Origin of the sequence: Paenibacillus sp. UASWS1643 (assembly GCF_008693195.1) — a bacterium.
GTDB lineage: Bacteria > Bacillota > Bacilli > Paenibacillales > Paenibacillaceae > Paenibacillus > Paenibacillus amylolyticus_B.
In genome coordinates this window covers 151,291-171,343 of record NZ_VXKZ01000102.1, presented here as the reverse complement: position 1 = coordinate 171,343, position 20,053 = coordinate 151,291, and the positions used below count along the sequence as shown (strand labels likewise).

16 protein-coding genes are annotated in these 20,053 nt (G+C 48.2%); 15 read left to right on the top strand and 1 reads right to left on the bottom strand.

The genetic code is table 11. The features are described from left to right. The first annotated feature begins 21 nt into the window (after window positions 1-21). From FE296_RS09840 to FE296_RS09820, 5 genes are all read left to right on the top strand, one after another. Window positions 22-447, top strand: a complete 426-nt coding sequence (locus tag FE296_RS09840) for a GNAT family N-acetyltransferase (RefSeq protein WP_150364856.1) — start codon at window positions 22-24, stop codon at window positions 445-447. Window positions 448-487: 40 nt separating this feature from the next. Beyond that, window positions 488-922 (top strand): GNAT family N-acetyltransferase, encoded by a 435-nt coding sequence (locus FE296_RS09835; RefSeq protein ID WP_124113636.1) that lies wholly within the window; start codon window positions 488-490, stop codon window positions 920-922. Window positions 923-1,030: 108 nt separating this feature from the next. Continuing rightward, window positions 1,031-1,453, top strand: a complete 423-nt coding sequence (locus FE296_RS09830) for a hypothetical protein (RefSeq protein WP_223868833.1) — start codon at window positions 1,031-1,033, stop codon at window positions 1,451-1,453. Window positions 1,454-1,628: 175 nt separating this feature from the next. Beyond that, complete coding sequence (locus FE296_RS09825; protein WP_150364855.1) at window positions 1,629-2,849, top strand: RtcB family protein; 1,221 nt, start codon at window positions 1,629-1,631, stop codon at window positions 2,847-2,849. A 210-nt stretch (window positions 2,850-3,059) separates the two neighbouring features. Further along, complete coding sequence (locus tag FE296_RS09820) at window positions 3,060-4,238, top strand: DUF4272 domain-containing protein (RefSeq protein WP_150364854.1); 1,179 nt, start codon at window positions 3,060-3,062, stop codon at window positions 4,236-4,238. Window positions 4,239-4,361: 123 nt separating this feature from the next. Here the strand turns inward: FE296_RS09820 and FE296_RS09815 are convergent, their stop codons facing one another. Further along, window positions 4,362-5,399, bottom strand: a complete 1,038-nt coding sequence (locus FE296_RS09815) for a LacI family DNA-binding transcriptional regulator (RefSeq protein ID WP_017689723.1) — start codon at window positions 5,397-5,399, stop codon at window positions 4,362-4,364. A 528-nt stretch (window positions 5,400-5,927) separates the two neighbouring features. Here FE296_RS09815 and FE296_RS09810 point away from each other — a divergent pair. The 10 genes from FE296_RS09810 (at window position 5,928) to FE296_RS09765 (ending at window position 19,924) form a co-directional block, all read left to right on the top strand. Next, window positions 5,928-7,310, top strand: a complete 1,383-nt coding sequence (locus tag FE296_RS09810; protein WP_411860572.1) for an ABC transporter substrate-binding protein — start codon at window positions 5,928-5,930, stop codon at window positions 7,308-7,310. Window positions 7,311-7,435: 125 nt separating this feature from the next. Then, entirely contained in the window at window positions 7,436-10,363 is a 2,928-nt protein-coding gene (locus tag FE296_RS09805; RefSeq protein WP_150364853.1) for an extracellular solute-binding protein, read from the top strand. Between the two features lie 75 nt (window positions 10,364-10,438). Then, the gene (locus tag FE296_RS09800) at window positions 10,439-11,350 is read left to right on the top strand and encodes a carbohydrate ABC transporter permease (protein WP_047842211.1); all 912 of its coding nucleotides are present in this window, start codon (window positions 10,439-10,441) and stop codon (window positions 11,348-11,350) included. A gap of 2 nt (window positions 11,351-11,352) precedes the next feature. Continuing rightward, window positions 11,353-12,216 (top strand): carbohydrate ABC transporter permease, encoded by an 864-nt coding sequence (locus tag FE296_RS09795; RefSeq protein WP_105597902.1) that lies wholly within the window; start codon window positions 11,353-11,355, stop codon window positions 12,214-12,216. 11 nt (window positions 12,217-12,227) lie between these two features. Continuing rightward, on the top strand, window positions 12,228-13,694 hold the full coding sequence (locus tag FE296_RS09790; protein WP_150364852.1) for an NHL repeat-containing protein: 1,467 nt from the start codon (window positions 12,228-12,230) through the stop codon (window positions 13,692-13,694). Continuing rightward, window positions 13,675-14,295, top strand: a complete 621-nt coding sequence (locus FE296_RS09785; RefSeq protein WP_150364851.1) for a YIP1 family protein — start codon at window positions 13,675-13,677, stop codon at window positions 14,293-14,295. The genes FE296_RS09790 and FE296_RS09785 overlap by 20 nt, the downstream gene beginning before the upstream one ends. Window positions 14,296-14,309: 14 nt before the next feature. After that, window positions 14,310-16,895 (top strand): DUF5696 domain-containing protein, encoded by a 2,586-nt coding sequence (locus FE296_RS09780; RefSeq protein WP_150364850.1) that lies wholly within the window; start codon window positions 14,310-14,312, stop codon window positions 16,893-16,895. Then, window positions 16,892-17,791, top strand: coding sequence for a carbohydrate ABC transporter permease (locus tag FE296_RS09775; protein ID WP_124113644.1), 900 nt, complete (start codon window positions 16,892-16,894; stop codon window positions 17,789-17,791). Before FE296_RS09780 ends, FE296_RS09775 begins: the two co-directional genes overlap by 4 nt. 28 nt (window positions 17,792-17,819) lie before the next feature. After that, the gene (locus FE296_RS09770; RefSeq protein ID WP_190945116.1) at window positions 17,820-18,830 is read left to right on the top strand and encodes a carbohydrate ABC transporter permease; all 1,011 of its coding nucleotides are present in this window, start codon (window positions 17,820-17,822) and stop codon (window positions 18,828-18,830) included. Window positions 18,831-18,961: 131 nt separating this feature from the next. Then, the gene (locus tag FE296_RS09765; RefSeq protein WP_150364849.1) at window positions 18,962-19,924 is read left to right on the top strand and encodes a glycosyl hydrolase; all 963 of its coding nucleotides are present in this window, start codon (window positions 18,962-18,964) and stop codon (window positions 19,922-19,924) included. Window positions 19,925-20,053 lie beyond the last annotated feature (129 nt).

Here is a 20,053-nt window from a genome sequence, read left to right as displayed (position 1 = left end):
TGGCGATAGGGGGAGAAGAGGATGTCCCGAATAAATATCAATCCAAGTACTTCAGAGGATTTAGAGTATGTTCGCCAGCAACTTATCGCATTTAATGCTGCACATGTGAGCGAGGAATTAAGGCATCGTTACGAAGAATTGAATTTCAATATCAAAAATGAGACCGGCGAGATTGTTGCAGGTGTGCTTAGTACACTTTGCTGGAACTGGCTGGAGGTTGATATTCTGTGGGTGGACTCTGAACAACGGCATCGGGGATATGGTTCACAGTTGTTGATTGAAGTTGAGCGAATTGCACGAGAGAAATCATGTGATTTTGTCATGTTGAACACTTTCTCCTATCAAGCACCGGAATTTTATAAGAAACATGGCTACGAATTAATCACAACGATCGAGAATGCACCGACTGGACACAGTCATTATTATTTTAAAAAGGATCTTACTTAAGACAAAGCATGTGAAATAGGACAAAATCAGGAGGGGTATGATGGTTACCATTAAAGGAATCGAACTTGAAGATTTACCAGCACTAAGCCAGCTATACAATGAGTTGATGGGAATGCCTACCAATGAACAGCAGATGAAAAAGATGTTTCATTACATACAGCAGAATGGTCATTATCATGTGCTTGGGGCATTTTACAATGGCAAACTGGTTGGGTCCGTCATGGGGGTTGAGTGTATGGATCTGGTGGGGCCATGCAAACCGTTCATGGTTGTGGAGAATGTGATTGTATCGGATCAGCTACGCAGGCAGGGCATTGGGCAGAGGTTAATGCTCCAGATTGAACGAATTGCAAAAGATCTGGGTTGTGCTTACATGATTCTGGTGTCTGGCGATCAGCGTAAGGAAGCACATATATTTTATGAGAAGTTAGGTTTCAAGGATGAGAAGGTTCAGGGTTACCGGAAGCATCTTTAAATATCCAAGCGGATGAAATTTTCTTACACAAGTGGAAGGATTACTTAAGGAACAGGGCGAATAAGGCATAGTCTTAACAAAGGAAACGAATAAGAGGGAGGCACTCTCGTGTTCAAAAAATGGGCTAATGTTTTCATGGTTCTGAGCCTGGTATTCGCCGTATGTTCCCCAACCTCCTATGCTGCTCCCAAAACGGTTAAGGTAACCGTGACGCTGGTGAGCGCAGAGCTTGTCGACAATAACTCTGTCGGTAATGAGTGGGCCATCGGAGCAAGTGTGAACGGCAAAGATCTAGAAGAGGGTTCATCGGTCACCTTAAATCTGAAGCCCACAGGTACGTTGAAACTGGAGGCCATCGCCGAAGAACAGGACAAAATTCCCGATTACGGGAGCAAAAGCACCAACGTCAAACTATCTTCGTTCTCCAAATCAACCAACAAGACGCTTTCCGTGGTGGTGACCGAGAACAGAGGTCGATATTCTGGTAACACAGCGACTTGGGCGTTCAAGTTTAAGATTAGCAAGAAGTGAATAGGAGCCAACCGTGAGAAAAGGGAGCTGAGCTCTCTTTTTTTATGCGTAAATAATTGGTGATCTAAAGGAAGACGACGTTTCGAGCCACGTTGATCTTTGTTAAACTAATGAGAACAACAGTTTAGAAATAAAAGATGTATTTTCAAAAAGTACATAGGAGGTTAACACAATTATGCGTATCGTAGATAACATTAAAGTCTGGGGGGAGCCGCTGGAGAACGCCGTAAGTCAGGCGGTGACTTGCTCAAAATATGGAGATGTATTGGGTGTGGCTCTGATGGCCGACCATCACAAAGGTTACTCGCAACCCATCGGTGGTGTTGTCGCTTATCGGAATATGATCAGTCCGTCAGGTGTCGGATATGATATTGCCTGTGGCAACAAGGCTGTGCGTACAAATCTGATGTGGGAAGATATTCAGGATCAGATTGTAACGATCATGGATGACATCAATTCGACCATTTCTTTCGGCGTGGGTCGTAACAATCCAACACCCGTGGATCATGAACTGTTCGACGACGCGAGCTGGAAGCTGTTTGATACCATTGAACCGGGATTACAACATAAGCTGAAAACACTTGCACGCAACCAACTCGGAACCGTAGGCAGTGGCAATCATTTTGTGGATATTTTTGTAGAAGAGGCCACGGGAAAGGTGTGGATCGCGAATCATTTTGGCAGCCGCGGGTTCGGTCACAAAGTGGCGAGTGGGTTCCTTAACCTTGCCGCAGGGCGTCAGTTCAGTGGCAAAGCGCCGGGCGAGTCCATGGATCAACCCCCTACGTTGTTTGACCTGAACAGCGAGATGGGTGATATGTATTGGGATGGAATGACTATGGCGGGCAGATACGCCTATGCAGGACGTGATTATGTCATTGAACAGGTACTCGGAATTCTCGGGGCAAGTGCTGAATACGCCGTTCATAACCATCACAACTTTGCCTGGAAGGAACAACACATGGGTGAAGAGGTAGTTGTGGTCCGCAAAGGTGCAACGCCACTGGCACCCGGGCAACTCGGTTTTGTTGGAGGCAGTATGGGTGATATCTCGGTAATTGTGGAGGGGATCCACAGCGAGGAGAACACCGAGTCATTCCGCAGCACCGTACATGGGGCAGGGCGCACAATGAGCCGGACCCAGGCGGCTGGCAAAATGAATTACAAGCTGCGCACACGCATGGGCGGCGAGATTAGCGAAGCACAGATGCATGAGGCGATTCGTGCCTATGGTGTCGAGCTGCGGGGAGCGGGCACAGATGAAAGTCCGTTTGTGTATAAGAAACTGCAAGACGTACTGAACGCACATGCGAATACGCTGAAAATCAACCATGTGCTGCGTCCCGTTGGTGTCGCCATGGCCGGAGGTAATGAATTCGATCCATACAAGGATTAGTCATATATGTTCAACTGAACATTTACACGATAACGGAGAGGGCAGAAATAACTTGAAGAAGCGGAGCGTTCGCCTTTAGCACCGGATTTCCCCTTTCAAAAAAAGGAATAAAAAAATCTGGGGATAACAGCGATCGGAAAGTTATTCTGCCATTGGAGTGCCAGTGTAAATATTCATTAGTGAACTATATATAGAGAGAGGGTGAACTTCATGAGAAATTGTGCGATATATGGCTCTCAGTTTGACCTGGATCAGCTGTTTGAAGTGATTCAATCCATTTATCCAGAGGGTATGATTGAACGCCGGGAAGACAAGACCCATATTCAAGTGACTCAGAAAAAATGGCTCAGTAAGAAAACCAAAGGCTTTAATATCATGACCAGCCAGACACATCCTGAGGAATTTACGACAATGATTCAGGGGATGCTTGGATTTTTGAGTCAGATTAAAGGGCGCAATGCTTCGCTCCAGGAAAAGGTATTGATCAAATGTTCCACATTGAATATGGTGGTTGGTATTGAGACGGAAGAGGACATATCGGAAGAATTCTTCGGCGAGTTGTTGCGGTTGGCTGATGCGCTGGATGCTGTTATCTTCTGGGGAGGTGGATCTCTGCTGAACGCACAAGGCCAGTTATTGCTGGATGTGAATGGAGAATCTGAGGTAGAGGATTACACGGTGACAGCGCACACCAGTTTTCTTGACGCTAACAGGCCTCTGTCGGAGTCTGGCATTCAACGTAAAGCGCGTTCAGAGCAACTGTTGACTGAACAAGGCATTCCGTATAATGCAAACTTGCCCGCAAGGGCCGGAGACGAGCACACCACGATTCGGAGTAAAGAGGAAGTTGCGCGTCGTGCGGTTGCCCTATGTCTTGCCGCGCTTAAAGGTGAGTGTCTGGGAGCCGGCGAAAGTACGGATGATACCGCAGCACTGGTTCAGGAAGTGATCGACAAGTATGAGGCGGAATCCTTTTTCTCACCTATAGAGAAGAGGTTTATCGACCAGCACGGAGCAGAGCAACAGGAGATTATTTCCTTCTCTTGGGGATATGAAGCCTACCACGTAATGTTATGGGCGCTTGGTTATGTGAAGGAACTGGGTGCACCAACGGAATTGTGTAACGTAGGGAAGGATGTCGGTTATTTGCAGCAGAAGGATAGTTTTACCGACTTTCTCTCCGATGCATCTCTGCGCAGCAAGAGCGAGATTCTGGATGAAGCAGATCTGATCTACCGTTACAACTGGGTATGCGTGGATAGTCGGGTGAATGACAGAACACCTCCAGCTGGCCTGAATGGCGGAGTGGCTTATGAACGTCACCGTGCATTGAACTGGCTGATCTGTTATCTGGATCAGGCGTGGGATGATGTGCGTACAGATACGTAGAACGGGATGATGTGACGACCTTTTGTAAATAAACAATATACATTAATTACACATCATACAACAATACAAATACCCCTATAACCGCACGAATACGGTTATAGGGGTATTTGATATTCTGCCATATTACCCACTATGCCTGCCAAACTGTTCACGAATAATGACATCAGCAAGAATCAACTTTTTCTCGACGTTGCTCTCTGGATTCGCAATGCGCCATAACATCTGATCCACTGCACGCGCACCGAGCAACTCCTTGTTCACATTGACTGTAGCCAGTAATGGGATATTGTCGTATAGATTATCAAATCCCGTGACAACACACTGATCGGGTACACGAATACCCATACTCTCAAGGGCTTCTATAGTGTATAGCCCATAGAAATCATTCGCACATACAAACACTTCAGGCAGGTTATCCTCACTGATCACCGAAGTGAACGTCTGGCGGAACTCATCCAATGCCTGATTACTCAACTCGGGAATCTGATGTATTTCCATCCCATGACCCATAAGCACAGAAGTGTATGCAATCCAGCGTTCATAGAAGCTATGAGCATCCCCGATATTGCCAACGAACTGGAATGTTTTGAAGCCCTTGCGGAGCAAATAGAGCATGATCTCGCGCATGGATGCAAAGTTATCGGTGAATATGCTGTCACTGTGAAAAACAGGGTCCAGATGATCGACCATCACAACCGGAATACTGAGCCGCTTAATTTCAAGAAGAATCGGGGTCGAGATCGAGCCAACGGTGATGATTCCACGAATTGCATCCGGATTGAGCAGGGTGAACAGCTGGTCTGCAGATGGTTCCGTCAAGGTTAGAATGTTAATCCCTTTTTGGTTCAGCTTGGAAGAAATCCCGTTAAAGACGGGTCCCCAGTATACGGAGTCCTGATTTTGGTATCGAACATTGGGAAACAAAATCAAGATCGTTCCGCTTGAACGTGTGTTCTTCGGTTCCTGAAGTTCATGGCTGTTATACAGTTCACCAGACAACATGCTGTTATCTTTGAAATATCCAAGTTTGCCAGCGGCTTTGAGAATGACATCCCTCGTTTGATCGCTAACTCCCGATTTTCCAGACAAAGCTCGTGATACCGCGAATTTCGACAAACCCGTAAAATGTGCAATCTCCTGAATTGTTACCTTTGTCTTCATCATACCATCCTTACACTCGTAGTTCTGCCGTATTCCTTATTTGGAGCGATATCCAACTGTTCCTAGTATAACATGATGTATTTCTCTTAATCTAATAACGGACAGTGAATTCAAAATGTTAGTGATGCACAGTATTTTAGGATGAACGTTCAACGTGACGGTAAGCATATTTTCAGATAGAATGACGAATTTTGTCTGATGAATTATTATTTTGTTATTTAATAAAAATAACAAAATAAACAAAGTTAGAATCATGGTTTAATAAGTTTGTACTTAGAGTCCTAGATATTGAATAAGCTGTAATACAGCTAAATTGTAGCTTTATCAGCATTTTATCAGAATAAATAGAAAATGTTAACAACAAAAATGTTGACGCTTACATTTTGCTGTGTTAAATTTTGTTTGTCAAAAACAAACAAGAAAATAACAAATGGTGGTGGTCGTTTATTTTCGATTGGTTGATGAGCGGGGTTAATGATTTAGAGTGGACCATGATTGGCATACACATTCGGGGAGGTTGTTAAAATCATGATGAGAAGATGGAATGTTCTACCTCTGATGTTATTGGCTGTGATTCTTTTTGTATCCGCTTGCAGTGGTGGGGGAACAACGCAGACGGGGACTGATGCAGAGGGAACAACGAATTCAGGCAACAGCACCGAAGTCGCTGAAACAGAGAAAGAAGACGTAGCGGAAGAAGTTGTGGCGGATGTGCCTGATCTGGGTGGACGTGTCATCAAGGTTGCGGCCTGGTGGGATCTGAAACCGGCGGGAGAGACGGCCTCGGATAAGGCCAGACTCGATAAAATTGCAGAGGTAGAGAAGAAATACAACGTAAAACTGGAGTTCGTCAACGTACCTTTCGAAGAATACATGAACAAATTCACAACGTCTGCACTAGCCGGCGAACCATTCGCTGACATCGTTCAGATGGAATACAAATCCGCACTACCTGCCATCCTCAAAGGGCAATTGTTGCCCATCTCCGAATTCACTACACCTGAGAACAACATCAATCAAGAGGCAAACCTGATTGCTAAATTCCCTGCTATTGCGGGCAACGAGTACGCCTTCGAATCTCCAACCAGCATCGGTCTGGGACTTCACTATAATCGTGACTTGTTCAAAAAACTGTCATTACCTGACCCGCAGGAACTGTATAACCAAGGCAAATGGGATTGGGACAAATTCATGGAACTCGCCAAACAGGCAACCAAAGATACCAATAACGACGGCAAAATTGACGTATACGGATTTTCAGGCTGGGCGCTTGATGTCGTTCGTCATTTTACCGCAGCCAATGGTGGGACGATCGTGGATGATACCAATAGCAAAGAAGGATTGTCCGATCCGAAAACGATTGAAGCTGCCGAATTTGTCAAACGCCTGTATAACGTGGAAAATGTCGTGAAGGTCAAAACCGGCGACAAAACCAATTGGGAGGAGAGCAATACGTTCAAGGATGGAGATGTAGCTCTGTTCACCGCTGCTGAATGGCAGTTGGGCGATCTCACCTTTGCTGTTGGTGTTGTACCGATTCCGAACGGGCCCCAGGGTAGCAAAGAGGTAACGTATGCAAACAACGCGGCATCGGCGAAGTTCATTCCAAAAGGTGTGGAAGATCCAAAGATCGTCTACCAAATCTATGAAGAGACCTTCGACATCCCGCAGATTGAAGAGTATCCAGGTCAAGATTATCTGGAGAGTCGTTATACCGATGAGAAGGATATCGCCATCATTCGCGAGCACATCGCCGGAACGGGCCGTATCTTGCTGGATGATGCCTACACGGGTTACCCTTTCGGGGATTATGTGAACGATATCATCAAAAACAATGCTTCCGTGACAGCAACAGCCGAGAAATACAAAGCACAGGCACAAGCTGCCATTGATAAACTCGGCAAACAATAACAACACTTATCACCAGCAAACGATTCAGGCAGGGGCTCGTGTCGGCAAGGTTGCACGGAGTCCCTTTTTCCTGAACCACCAAATCGGCATTGCTGGCATCAGCCTTGATGAGGAGGACTCGTAGGATGGCTGGAATTCTACAACGTAAGACATGGATATTGTCCACAGTAATCATCGTGGCGGCAGCCTGTATCATTCTATATGTAACTTCCGGCGCTGATGGAAAGAGTGCAAACATTCCACCTGGCAGTCTGCCTGCCATTGAAGTGGATGCAGTTTTGCAGCAGACCCGGCAGAAAAAGGGATACGAACAGTATCGATCCGGAACGGATCAGGCTACACAGCCGAATGTGGACATCACCATTGAAGCAGGAGATTACATAAAAGCCGAAGGTGAAGACGTCCGCAAACTGACTAATTATGAGGGAATGGATGGTGTATCTCTCCATACCGGAGAGACCGGACAAGTCGATTGGACCATTAACGTGCCGGAGACCGGGCTGTATAACCTGTCCGCGATCTATTTTCCCGTTGAAGGCAAGAGTTCAGCCATTGAGCGTGCATTGTACATTGATGGTGAACTTCCTTTTGCGGAAGCCGCCTATTTGCAGTTTGACCGGGTATGGGCCAATGAGAAAGATGTCGTGGAGCAGGACAATCAAGGCAATGACCTACGCCCGAGACAAGTGGAGCAACCACGCTGGATGGAAGAAACGTTTCAGGACTCCGACGGGTACGAACAGGCTCCATTCAAGTTTTATTTGGAAAAAGGGGAACACACGCTAACGCTAAAATCATCGCGTGAACCCATGGTGATTCGGTCCATTCGCCTTTTCAATGAGAAGACAGCCGTTCCTTACGCGGAGACTGCGGGTGCACAACAATCGGATTCTTCTGGGCAACCGAAGGATGTACTTATTCGCATTGAAGGAGAAGCCGCTGTTGCCAAATCTTCACCTACGTTATACCCGACCAGCGAAAGGTCAAGTTCTGCTGTATCTCCGTATAGCGCTTCCCAGGTACGCATTAATACAATTGGCGGCTTTAACTGGCGTTTGCCAGGACAATGGATTGAATGGGAAGTGGAAGTGCCGGAGAGCGGCCTTTATCATATCGGTTTTACCGCACAGCAGAATTTTGTCAAAGGCATCTATTCTACACGCAAACTGACCATTGACGGTGAAGTTCCGTTCGCAGAGATGGCCAAAGCACCTTTTCGTTATCAAAGTGACTATCGCATTGACGTCATGGGCGGCAAGGAAGCATACAAGTTTCAATTGGAAAAAGGAAAACATGTGCTGCGGCTGGAGAACAGCCTCGGAGATTTTGCGCCTCTTATCCGCAATGTGGAGGACAGTCTGTACAACTTGAACTCCATGTACCGACGCATTCTGATGATCACAGGCACGAAGCCTGATGAATTCCGGGATTATCGGGTGGAAAAGCAGATCCCGAACCTGCTGGAAGTATTCAGCGGAGAAAGTAAACGTCTCAAGGACGTGGCTGCACAGCTTCGTCTCCTGTCAGGACAGTCCAGTGATCAGGAAGCGTTGATCAAGACGATGGCGCTGCAACTGGACGAGATGATCGACAAGCCGGATACCATTCCAAGACGGCTTGCGGCTTATAAAACCAACACGGGTGGTCTCGGAACATGGGTGCAGCAGGCACGAGAGCAACCCCTTGAGATTGACGCACTGTACGTCACTTCGATTGACCAAGATATTCCCGGAACAGGCATGGGACCACTCGCGAAGCTTGGTCATGAAGCCAAGATATTCTATCATTCGTTCTTCATTGATTATAACCAGATCGGCAATGTAGCCACTTCAGAAGATCAGCGCACGGTAACGGTCTGGATTGGTAGCGGACGAGACCAGGCGAATACGATGAAGGCGATGATTGACAAGACCTTCACACCAGACAGTGGCATTAACGTGAATCTGAAGCTGGTCAACATGGGAACCTTGCTGCCAGCGACGTTGTCCGGTGAAGGGCCCGATGTTGCCATGCAGATCGGTAATGACCTGCCCGTGAACTTTGCGATGCGGAACTCGGCTGTAGATCTGACGCAATTCAGCGACTATAGCACCGTAGAACAGGAGTTCAGGGAAAGTGCAATTGTTCCGTATGCCTATGATTCGGGCGTATATGCCCTACCGGAAACACAGACCTTTAACATGCTGTTTTATCGTAAAGACGTGCTCGAAGAACTCGGACTTGAAGTGCCTCAGAATTGGGAGGATGTCGAGGCTCTGCTCGCGATTCTGAGCAAGAATCATATGGAATTTGGTATGCCGATTGTGACCCAGGCGAATATGCAGGGTGTTAATATTCCGCCGAACTCGCAGTATGCCACGATGCTGCTTCAGAACGGCGGCGCCTTCTATCGGAACGATGACAAGGAGTCGGATCTGGATTCCCGGATTGGGATCGAGACGTTCAAGCAGTGGACGGAGTTCTATACCGATTACAAGCTGGAGCGGGAATATGATTTTGCCAACCGTTTCCGGACAGGACAGATGCCTATTGGACTAACGGATTACACCATGTACAACCAGTTGTCCGTATTTGCACCGGAGATTCGGGGACTGTGGGGATTCGTTCCTGTCCCGGGAACCGTTCAGGCGGATGGAACCTTGAATCGGGACGTACCCGGTGGAGGCAGCGCGGTCATGATGCTGGAGGGTGCCAAGGATCAGGATGCGGCGTGGGCGTTCATGAAGTGGTGGACCAGTACACCGATTCAAGCTGAATTCGGGCGGGAGATGGAAGGACTGATGGGTGCCGCTGCCCGTTATCCGACGGCCAACATCAAGGCACTGGATTCCCTGCCGTGGCCTGCGGAGGATTACGCCAATCTCAAGGCGCAATTCGAAACGGTGAAGGGCATTCCTGAAGTACCCGGTGGTTATTTTACAGGCCGCCATCTATTCAATGCATTTTACAAAACCGTTGTTGGCCAAGTGGAAGCCAGGGAATCCATCATGGATTATACCCAATATATTCAGGACGAGATTCGCGTCAAACGTAATGAATTTGGTCTTCCGTAAGCAGAGGGAGGGTTAATCGTGCCACAAATATCACTCCGAGACGGACAAAACAGTCCTCCTGAGAAAGCGTCAAGGATGGGCATGAAATCGTGGTGGAGCTGGAAGCTCCAGGAAATGAAGGCCAGCAAACATTCCTATGTTCTGCTTGCACCTTATATGCTCCTGTTCCTCATGTTTACCGTGATTCCGGTTGTCATCTCGATCATACTCAGCTTCACCTACTTTAACATGCTGGAATTCCCGCGTTTTATTGGCTGGCAGAACTATACTCGCCTGTTTCTGGAGGATGATGTATTCCTGATTGCAATCAAGAATACGCTGCTGTTTGCCATCATTACCGGGCCGATCAGTTATATTGCCTGTTTTGTCTTCGCGTGGATCATTAATGAGTTAACACCGAAATGGAGAGCGTTCATGACGCTGATCTTCTACGCGCCCTCCATTTCGGGCAATGTGTATTTTATCTGGCTGATGATTTTCTCGGGAGATCGTTATGGTATTGCCAATGGGCTGTTGATCAAATGGGGTTTTCTGCTGGAGCCAATCCAATGGCTGAAGACGGAAGCCTACATTATGCCTATTCTCATTCTCGTGCAGCTATGGCTGAGTCTCGGAACCGGATTTCTGGCGTTTATCGCTGGTTTGCAGACGGTGGACCGGACATTGTACGAAGCGGGAGCGGTGGATGGGATCAAAAATCGCTGGCAGGAACTATGGTACATTACCCTGCCTTCGATGCGTCCACAGTTGATGTTCGGCGCAGTCATTCAGCTGACAACCTCGTTTGCCGTGGCCGATGTGTCGATCGCACTGGCCGGGTTCCCGAGTGTGAACTATGCGGCAGAGACGGTGGTCACCCACTTGATCGACTTTGGTACTACGCGGTTTGAGATGGGATATGCATCAGCAATTGCCACCGTACTGTTCATGATTATGGTGGGCACCAACTTGCTGGTACAGAAACTGCTTCGAAGGGTGGGAGAATAGCTATGGCTGCAATTGCGACAGGCAAAAAGCGGGTAAATCGCTCGCTATCGGGAAGTCTCTCCCTGTTTGCCCTTCTGCTCGTATTTGGTGCCTTCATGGTGCTGCCGCTGATCTATGCAATCAACAATGCGTTCAAACCATTGGATGAGATTTTCACCTTTCCACCAACGCTATTTGTCAAAAATCCCACGTTCAGCAACTTTTCAGATCTGCTGAATCTGCTGAGTGACTCGTGGGTACCGTTCTCACGTTATATATTCAACACGGTATTTATTACAGGCATCGGTATCGTAGGCCATGTGCTGCTGGCTTCCGCAGCTGCCTACCCGCTTGCCAAGCACAAGTTTCCGGGCAAAGTATTCATGTTCCAAGTGGTCGTACTGTCATTGATGTTCACACCTGCGGTGACGGCCATTCCGAACTATATGATCATGTCCTGGCTCGGATGGATTGACACGTACTGGGCTGTTATCATCCCGGCATTTGCCTATTCACTCGGGTTGTACCTGATGAAACAGTTCATGGAGCAGATCCCGGATGCGCTGCTGGAAGCAGCCAAGATTGATGGTGCCAGTGAATACCGGATCTTCTGGTCCATCGTCATGCCCAATGTAAAACCAGCTTGGCTTACGTTGATCATTCTGCTGTTCCAGATGTTATGGGGCAGTGATGGTAATGGGTACATCTACAGCGAGCAGCTTAAGACCCTACATTATGCAGCAGGTCAGATTATTCAAGGCGGAATATCCCGGGCAGGAGCGGGTGCTGCGGTAGCACTGATTTTGATGAGTGTGCCGATCACGCTATTTATTTTCTCTCAGAGTCGAATCATTGAGACGATGGCGAGCTCGGGCATGAAGGATTAAGGGGGAACGATATGGCACGCACAGTGAAAAGATGGCTTGTTCTCCTGGCGGCAGTATCTCTGCTGCTGGTGAATGCCGTGCCTGCGGCGGCCTCCCCGGCGCCGTATGAGAGCTATAACTACAACTACTGGAAAGAGGCTGTTCCTTCACCAGATGCCTATCTGCCCGAGCGCACCATTTCAGGCCGTGACCTCGGCATTAGTGAGTTCAAAGACCCCGGTGATGTGAACGTTTCACCCTCTGGGTTGATCTATATTTTGGATAGCGGCAACAATCGAATCATCGTATTGGAACCAGACTTTAAGCTGCTGAGTGTAATCGATGGATTCATGATGGAGGGCAGCAAGGAGACCTTTAACCTTCCAGGTGGATTGTTTGTAGATGAAGAAGAACGCATATACGTCGCCGATACGGGTAACGGTCGTGTGGTTGTCCTGGATGGAGAAGGGACGCTGATTCAAACCATTACGAAGCCCGAGTCGGATATCCTGTCGACCCAATTCCAGTTTCAGCCTTTGAAACTAACGGTGGACCATGTAGGCCGAGTGTACGTTGTGGCGCAAGGGGTCTACGAAGGGATTATGCAGTTTGACGAGAGTGGGAAATTTATCGGATATGTCGGTACCAACAAAGTGGAGCGGGACTACGGAGAATATATCTGGCGCATGTTATCGACCAAAGCCCAGCGCGCACAGATGGTTCTGTTTGTCCCGACGGAGTTCTCCAATGCGGATATTGACCACAAAGGATTTGTGTATGCAACGAATATTGATCCCGGCTCGAATGAACCGATCAAACGGCTGAATCCGTCTGGTGAAGATGTGCTGAAGCGGTTTGGTTATTACGACGTCAAAGGCGATATTCGGTTCCGTAACAATCCCGGTCCATCCAAACTGATCGATGTGAAAGTGCTGGGCGACGGCATGTACAGTGTACTGGATGCGACACAGAACCGGGTGTTCACGTACGACGATGAAGGTCATCTGCTCTACATATACGGCGGTAAAGGAAATCAGGTGGGCACGCTCAAAACACCTGTCGCGATTGAACAATCGGGTGAGCATCACTTGGTTCTGGATCGGGGAAAGAACAACCTTGTTGTCTATGAGCCAACCCGTTTTGGTGCCCGTGTGAATGAAGCGGTGGCCCTCCACTATCGGGGCGAGGACACGGAAGCCGTGAATATATGGAGAGAAGTGCTTAAGCTGAATGCCAACTATGATATTGCCTATATCGGCATCGGCAAGTCCTTATTAATGGAGAAGAAAAACGAGGAAGCGCTAGGTTATTTTGAACTTGGGATGGATCGCAAGAGTTATTCTGTGGCGTTTAAGAGGCATCGGCGGGAGATGATGAAGGAACATTTTGGTACATTCCTGACCGCTGCAATCGCGCTAATTGTCATTCTGATCCTGACCCGTGTGGCGGTTAAATGGAGACGGAGGAGGCAGGTTGATCGTGAAGCAGGATTTCATTAAGTTTCCGCTGCATCTCATTTTTCACCCCATTGATGCATTCTGGGACCTCAAGTCGGATAACCGGGGACGGCTGTTTGTTGCTTTTGCAGCACTCGCGCTTACCATTGTCATGATGATTTTGCAAAAGCAGTATGCAGGATTTCTCGTCAATTACATCGACCCTCGCACGATTAACAGCATCATTGAGATCGCCACAGTTGCGGTGCCTTTCTTTCTATGGTGTACGGCCAATTGGGCAGTAACAACCTTGATGGAAGGGGAAGGCAAGTTCAGGGAAATCGTTCTGGCAACAGGTTACTCGCTCATTCCGGTTATTCTGGTCTATGCCCCGATGATCGTGATTAGCCGGTTCATGGTGCAGGAGGAGACTGCTTTTTATTATCTGTTCAATAGCATTGCGTTTTTCTGGTTTGTACTGCTTCTGTTCATTGGCATGATGACGGTACACCAGTACACGGTGGTTAAAACAATCGTTACAATGGTGCTGACACTCATTGTGATGGGCATTATTGTATTCCTTGGCGCACTGGTCTTCAGCATGCTGCAACAGTTGTACGAATTCGGTTATAACATCTACCGCGAGTTGATTTTTCGGACCTAAAGGAGGCGGCATCCGTGAATAAAAGGCAACGAATATATACGGTGCTGGCTGGTGGTGCAGCTGTAATCATGATTGCAGCCGGACTGCTGTATATAAACAACAGGGGCATTCCTGCCGTAGAAGCCGCGGCTTATCTGGATGCAACAACCAAAGCCATGCCCGTCACGGAGGAACCGTTGCAGTTTCTTGGTGACTCTTCGCAGGGTGTGCCTGGTATGCAGCTGGTCGCCGAAGATCAGGGCTTGGCCCTGTACTATAACGAGGAGACAACGGAAATTGCCGTTCGTGACGGTAACAGTGGAGAGATCTGGTACAGCAACCCGAAAGAACGGACTGAGGACAGCCTCGCTTCCGCATATGAGAAAGAAGTGCTGTCGTCCCAGTTGAACGTGTCTTTCCGGGATTCGATGGGCACACTGGAGAACTTTCCGAATTTCAGTTCGAGTATAAGCAACAAACAATTCACAGTGGGTCAGATCGATCAGGGGATTCGGGTGAACTATACGCTTGGTGATACATCACTTGGTATTGATGCGCTGCCTAAACTGATTAGCAAACAGCGCCTGGAGGAGAAAGTACTTTCCAAACTGGACGCTACTGTCGCAAGGTACACATCTGCCCGATATTATCCAACCAAGAACAATCCGGATATTCTGGAACGGCTGGATGGACAGATTTCGAAGCAGCTTGTGCTGAACAAGATGTTGGGAGCCTTTGAGACGGCGGGTTATACCGCGGATGATCTGGCTTATGACAATCAGGAGAATGGAGTCGAAGGCGGAGGCGTGTCTGATAAGCCAAGCTTTGTTATTTCTGTGGAATACCGGCTGGATCAGGGCGCACTTGTCGTAACCGTTCCTTTGAGTCAAGTTCAGGAAAGTGGGCAATATCGCATTCGGAACGTTGATTTGCTCGCTTACTTTGGTGCTGCGGATACGAAGGGTAAGGGCTACATGCTTGTACCTGACGGTTCAGGCAGCCTGATCCACCTGAATAACGGGAAAACCCAAGAAGAACAGTATGTGCAGCGCGTTTATGGCGCAGACCCAAATGATAATTCACTCAGTCGTCCTCAGGTTAGTGAATCCGCGCATATGCCTGTGTTTGGTCTGAAAAACGGGGAGAATGCCTGGTTTGCAGTCATTGAAAAAGGGGATGGCATAGCCAGTATCTCCGCGGATATAGGAGGCAGGCAGAACAGTTACAATCACGTGCATGCGACCTTCTCCCTGCGGGGTGAGGATGAACTGGAGATGTACACCTCGCAGAAAATGCAGGAGATTCAGCTGCTTGGCGAAGAGCCTTACCGCGGAGATATTCAGGTCCGCTATCATTTCCTTCATGGAGAAGATGCCAGTTACTCGGGTATGGCCCGCCTGTATCAACAGCAGTTAATAGGGCAGGATGTACTGAAACCTCTCGCGGAACAGACAGAGTTGCCGTTTTATGTAGATGTACTTGGTGCAGTGGACAAAAAGGCTTCGTTCCTGAGCGTACCCTATCGGACCACTTTAGCCATGACGACGTACGAACAGGCTACTGAAATGGCGGCGAAGTTGCAGCAGGAAGGTGTAAACCGCGTGCAAATGCGGTATCAGGGATGGTTCGGCGGTGGCATCAGCCATCATACACCAACCCAGGTGAAGTTGGAGAGTGAAGTAGGCAGTCGTTCCGAACTGCAAGCGTTGTCCGCTAAGCTTGAGCAGTCGGGTGGAGCTTTGTTCCCGGATGTGGCTTTCCAGCACATTTATCACGATGATATGCACTTTGCTCCTTCCTCGGATGCAGCACGGTTTGTCACGAAGGAGACAGCAGAACTGTATCCGTACAATCCTGCACTTAATCGCATGGATCAGAGTAGGGACAGCTATTATTTGCTCTCAGCGGCCAAGCTTCCTTATGTGGTTAGTGAGTTTGCTGACAAATTCAATCAATTGGATCTCGGCGGGTTATCCCTTCGTGATCTTGGGCAGGTCCTGACTTCAGATTATCGGGATAGTCGGGTGATTCATCGGGAGACGGCGAAGCACATTGTGAAGGAGCAGCTGGGCAAGCTGGAACAGTCCTATCAGAACCTGATGGTATCCGCCGCAAATAGCTACGCTTGGGGTAGTGCACAACATGTTGTGAATGTACCCGCAGGGTCGAGTCGGTTCAATATTACCGATGAAGAAGTTCCTTTTTATGCGATGGTCATTCATGGGTACATGAACTACGCAGCATCTCCGATGAACACGTCGGGGGATCAGGATCTACGCAAACAGTTACTGCGCAGCCTGGAGCTTGGGGCAGCTCCGTATTTTCAATGGACATATGAACCATCATCCAAGCTGAAGCTGACGAATTATGATTCGGCCTACGCTACCGAGTATAGCTATTGGGTGGATGACGCTGTTGCCTTGTATAAGCAGGCCAATGAAGTGCTGGGAAAACTGGAGAATGAGCAGATCCTGAAGCATGAACGCATCCAGGATGGCGTGGTCCGGATCACTTATACGGGCGGTACATCCATCCTTGTGAATTACAATGCGGACGCAGTAACCGTGGATGGAACAACAGTTGACGGGATTGACTATGTGGTGGAAGGAGTGAACCGATGAGAACCATTCGATTATCGCTGAAGTCACGGAGAGCGCTGCTTGGACTTGCATTTATTTCTCCGTGGTTGCTCGGTTTCATCTTCCTCTTTGCCACGCCACTCCTGCAATCCATCCGGTTCAGCCTGAGTAACCTGTCTGTTGCTCCTGGCGGGTACGTTCTGGACTTCGTTGGATTTAAAAATTTCAAGGATGCGCTTCTGGTTGACGCGACGTTCAACCGGATTCTGGTCGACTCGGTTGGAGCGATGCTGCTGAATGTGCCGATGATTCTGTTCTTCAGTCTGTTCACGGCGACACTGCTTAACCAGAAGTTCAGAGGTAGGACGATGGCACGTGCGATCTTCTTCCTGCCGGTTATTCTGGCTTCCAGTGCAGTCGCAGCAGCAGAGTCTGCGGGATTAATCAATCTGATGGGAGATGCAAGTGCTGTCGATGCGGCCGCTGATGGTGGTGCCTCGTTCAATGTGGTATCCATTGTGCGGATGCTGGCGGATGTGGGATTGCCAATGGCCTATGTGGATTACATTGTAGAAGCCATCATGCGGATCTATGAGATTATTAGCAGCTCTGGCGTCCAGATTCTGATCTTCCTCGCTGCGCTGCAATCGGTGCCGGGATCGATGTATGAGGTTGCGAAGATCGAAGGGGCGACAGCTTATGAATCATTCTGGAAAATTACATTTCCCATGGTCAGTCCGTTGATTCTGACAAATGTCATCTATACGATCATTGATTCATTTGCCGGGAGCCCAGTCACACAGGCCATCTACCAAACCGCATTCAAAACCCAGAACTTTGGCTTAAGCTCGGCGATGTCCTGGCTGTATACACTGGTGATTGGCCTTGTACTGATCGTAGTGGGCTGGGTATTGTCACGGCGGGTTCACTACAACTGACGGTTAACATTAAGGGAGGCTTCAGATTATGGCTGCATCAGGGACAGATCGCATGGTGGTAGTTCCGAAGCAGAATTATCACATGCATCGGGTGCGAAACAAGACATCGGACCTTCTCTATTCCATATTCAGATATGCTTTGGTCATTGGTATTTCATTTATTATTTTATATCCGTTATTTCTCAAAGTTTCAGTTGCGTTCAAGGACAAACAGGATATCTACAATCCAACGATTTATATGATTCCTCAGCACTTTACGCTGGATAATATTCGGCTAGCGGCGCAAGTGATGGATTACCTGCCTCTGCTGGCGAACACGTTATTGTTTGTTACCATCACAACGCTTCTGACAGCGATATCCTGTGCACTTGCCGGATATGGCTTCGCCCGGTTTTCGTTTCCGGGTAGTAATGTGCTCTTCGTGCTGGTGATTCTTACGATTCTGGTGCCGACAAGTACGCTCATGGTGCCGATGTATCTGCATTTCCGCAGCTTTGACTTTATGGGTATCATCCAGTTGTTCACGGGAAAGAATGGCATCAATCTGCTGAATACGTATTGGCCTTCCATGATTACGGCCGCTACAGCGGGAGGGCTGAAGGCGGGGCTGTTCATCTATATCTTCCGGCAGTTCTTCAAGGGGATGCCGAAGGAAATCGAGGAGGCCGCACTGATTGACGGCGCAGGTGGATTCAAGACATTTGCCCGTATCATGTTACCCAATGCAATATCGCCATTGATTACGGTCATTTTGTTCTCCTTTGTATGGCAGTACAATGATACCTTCTATTCGGCATTGTTCATGAGTGAAAGTCCACTGATCTCGCTGAAGGTGGCTTCCTTACCTGCTCAGGCGAACCAGTTGATTCCGCAACTGATGGGCTTTGGCTCGAACTCGGGCATCAAGGCTGATCCGAATTATGTGGCGATGATCGTGGATACAGGCATTTTGCTTGCGATTGCACCGCTGATTATTTTGTACTTGTTTGTACAGCGTTATTTTGTGGAGAGCATTGAGCGCTCGGGCGTTGTGGGTTAAGCAGGTCTTTTATAAGGGTTGCAGTACATTTGTGATTTGATGATGTGATCCTGTGTTGTTGTTGTTGTTGTTGTTGTTGTTGTTGTTGTTTGAAGCGATAAACATGGTAAACCTAGTTGGAGGTGTTAGCGATGACGGTACGTATGATCAACAGTGCTCCGGTGAATGAAGCAGCGACATCCGAAGCGAGAGAACTAATGGCGTTCCTGGTCGAGCGTTATGGGATAGGGATGTTGTCAGGTCAGCAGGACTACAGCAATCTAAACTGGATTAATGAAAATACAGGCCGAAAGCCAGCTGTGATTGGCTTTGATCTCATGGAATATTCGCCATCAAGAACAGAGCGCGGTGCGGTCTCCCAGGAGATTCGGGATGCGATAGACTGGCACAAACAAGGCGGGATCGTGACGCTATGCTGGCACTGGAACGCACCGACGGATCTGATCGATGAACCGGGTAAAGAGTGGTGGCGGGGGTTCTATACGGACGCAACAACCTATGATCTTGCCTCCGCGCTAGCTGATACTGAATCGGAAACATATCAGTTATTGATTCGGGATATCGATGTTATTGCTACACATTTGCAAGAGTTGAAGGATGCTGGTGTACCTGTATTATTCCGACCACTTCATGAAGCAGAAGGTGGGTGGTTCTGGTGGGGAGCGAAAGGCCCCGAACCTGCCATACAGTTGTATCGGTTGTTGTATGATCGATTAGTGCACGAGCACGAGCTGCACAATCTCATCTGGGTCTGGAACTCGGAAAAACAGGAATGGTATCCAGGGGATGATGTCGTGGACATTGTGAGTGTGGATGTATACCCGGAAGCAGGAGATCACAGCCCATTGGCTGCACGTTACACTAATCTGTGTGAGCTTGTGAAGGACCGCAAAATTATTGCACTGGCCGAGAACGGCTCCATCCCTGACCCCAAGCAAATGAAGGAACAGGATGTACACTGGAGTTGGTTCTGTACCTGGACAGGTGGATTCCTGAGAGACGGGACGCATAATGAACTAACGTTTTTGAAGGAATTGTACCATAACAACGAGGTCATTACGCTCGATCAGTTACCGAAGTGGAGTTGGTTATAAGAACCCCACTTCCAACTTGAATTGGAATCAATGAAGCGTTAGTTATTCGCTGTAAGAATTCAGGCGAATACTCACGCTTCTTTCTGGTGGCGTACATATGTAAATGGAGCTATTCCTTGGAGAAACATA

Coding starts and splice junctions, on each gene's coding strand:
- FE296_RS09840 (WP_150364856.1), top strand. CDS start 22: ATGTCCCGAATAAATATCAATCCAAGTACTTCAGAGGATTTAGAGTAT.
- FE296_RS09835 (WP_124113636.1), top strand. CDS start 488: ATGGTTACCATTAAAGGAATCGAACTTGAAGATTTACCAGCACTAAGC.
- FE296_RS09825 (WP_150364855.1), top strand. CDS start 1,629: ATGCGTATCGTAGATAACATTAAAGTCTGGGGGGAGCCGCTGGAGAAC.
- FE296_RS09820 (WP_150364854.1), top strand. CDS start 3,060: ATGAGAAATTGTGCGATATATGGCTCTCAGTTTGACCTGGATCAGCTG.
- FE296_RS09815 (WP_017689723.1), bottom strand. CDS start 5,399: ATGAAGACAAAGGTAACAATTCAGGAGATTGCACATTTTACGGGTTTG.
- FE296_RS09810 (WP_411860572.1), top strand. CDS start 5,928: ATGATGAGAAGATGGAATGTTCTACCTCTGATGTTATTGGCTGTGATT.
- FE296_RS09805 (WP_150364853.1), top strand. CDS start 7,436: ATGGCTGGAATTCTACAACGTAAGACATGGATATTGTCCACAGTAATC.
- FE296_RS09800 (WP_047842211.1), top strand. CDS start 10,439: ATGGGCATGAAATCGTGGTGGAGCTGGAAGCTCCAGGAAATGAAGGCC.
- FE296_RS09795 (WP_105597902.1), top strand. CDS start 11,353: ATGGCTGCAATTGCGACAGGCAAAAAGCGGGTAAATCGCTCGCTATCG.
- FE296_RS09790 (WP_150364852.1), top strand. CDS start 12,228: ATGGCACGCACAGTGAAAAGATGGCTTGTTCTCCTGGCGGCAGTATCT.
- FE296_RS09775 (WP_124113644.1), top strand. CDS start 16,892: ATGAGAACCATTCGATTATCGCTGAAGTCACGGAGAGCGCTGCTTGGA.
- FE296_RS09770 (WP_190945116.1), top strand. CDS start 17,820: ATGGCTGCATCAGGGACAGATCGCATGGTGGTAGTTCCGAAGCAGAAT.
- FE296_RS09765 (WP_150364849.1), top strand. CDS start 18,962: ATGACGGTACGTATGATCAACAGTGCTCCGGTGAATGAAGCAGCGACA.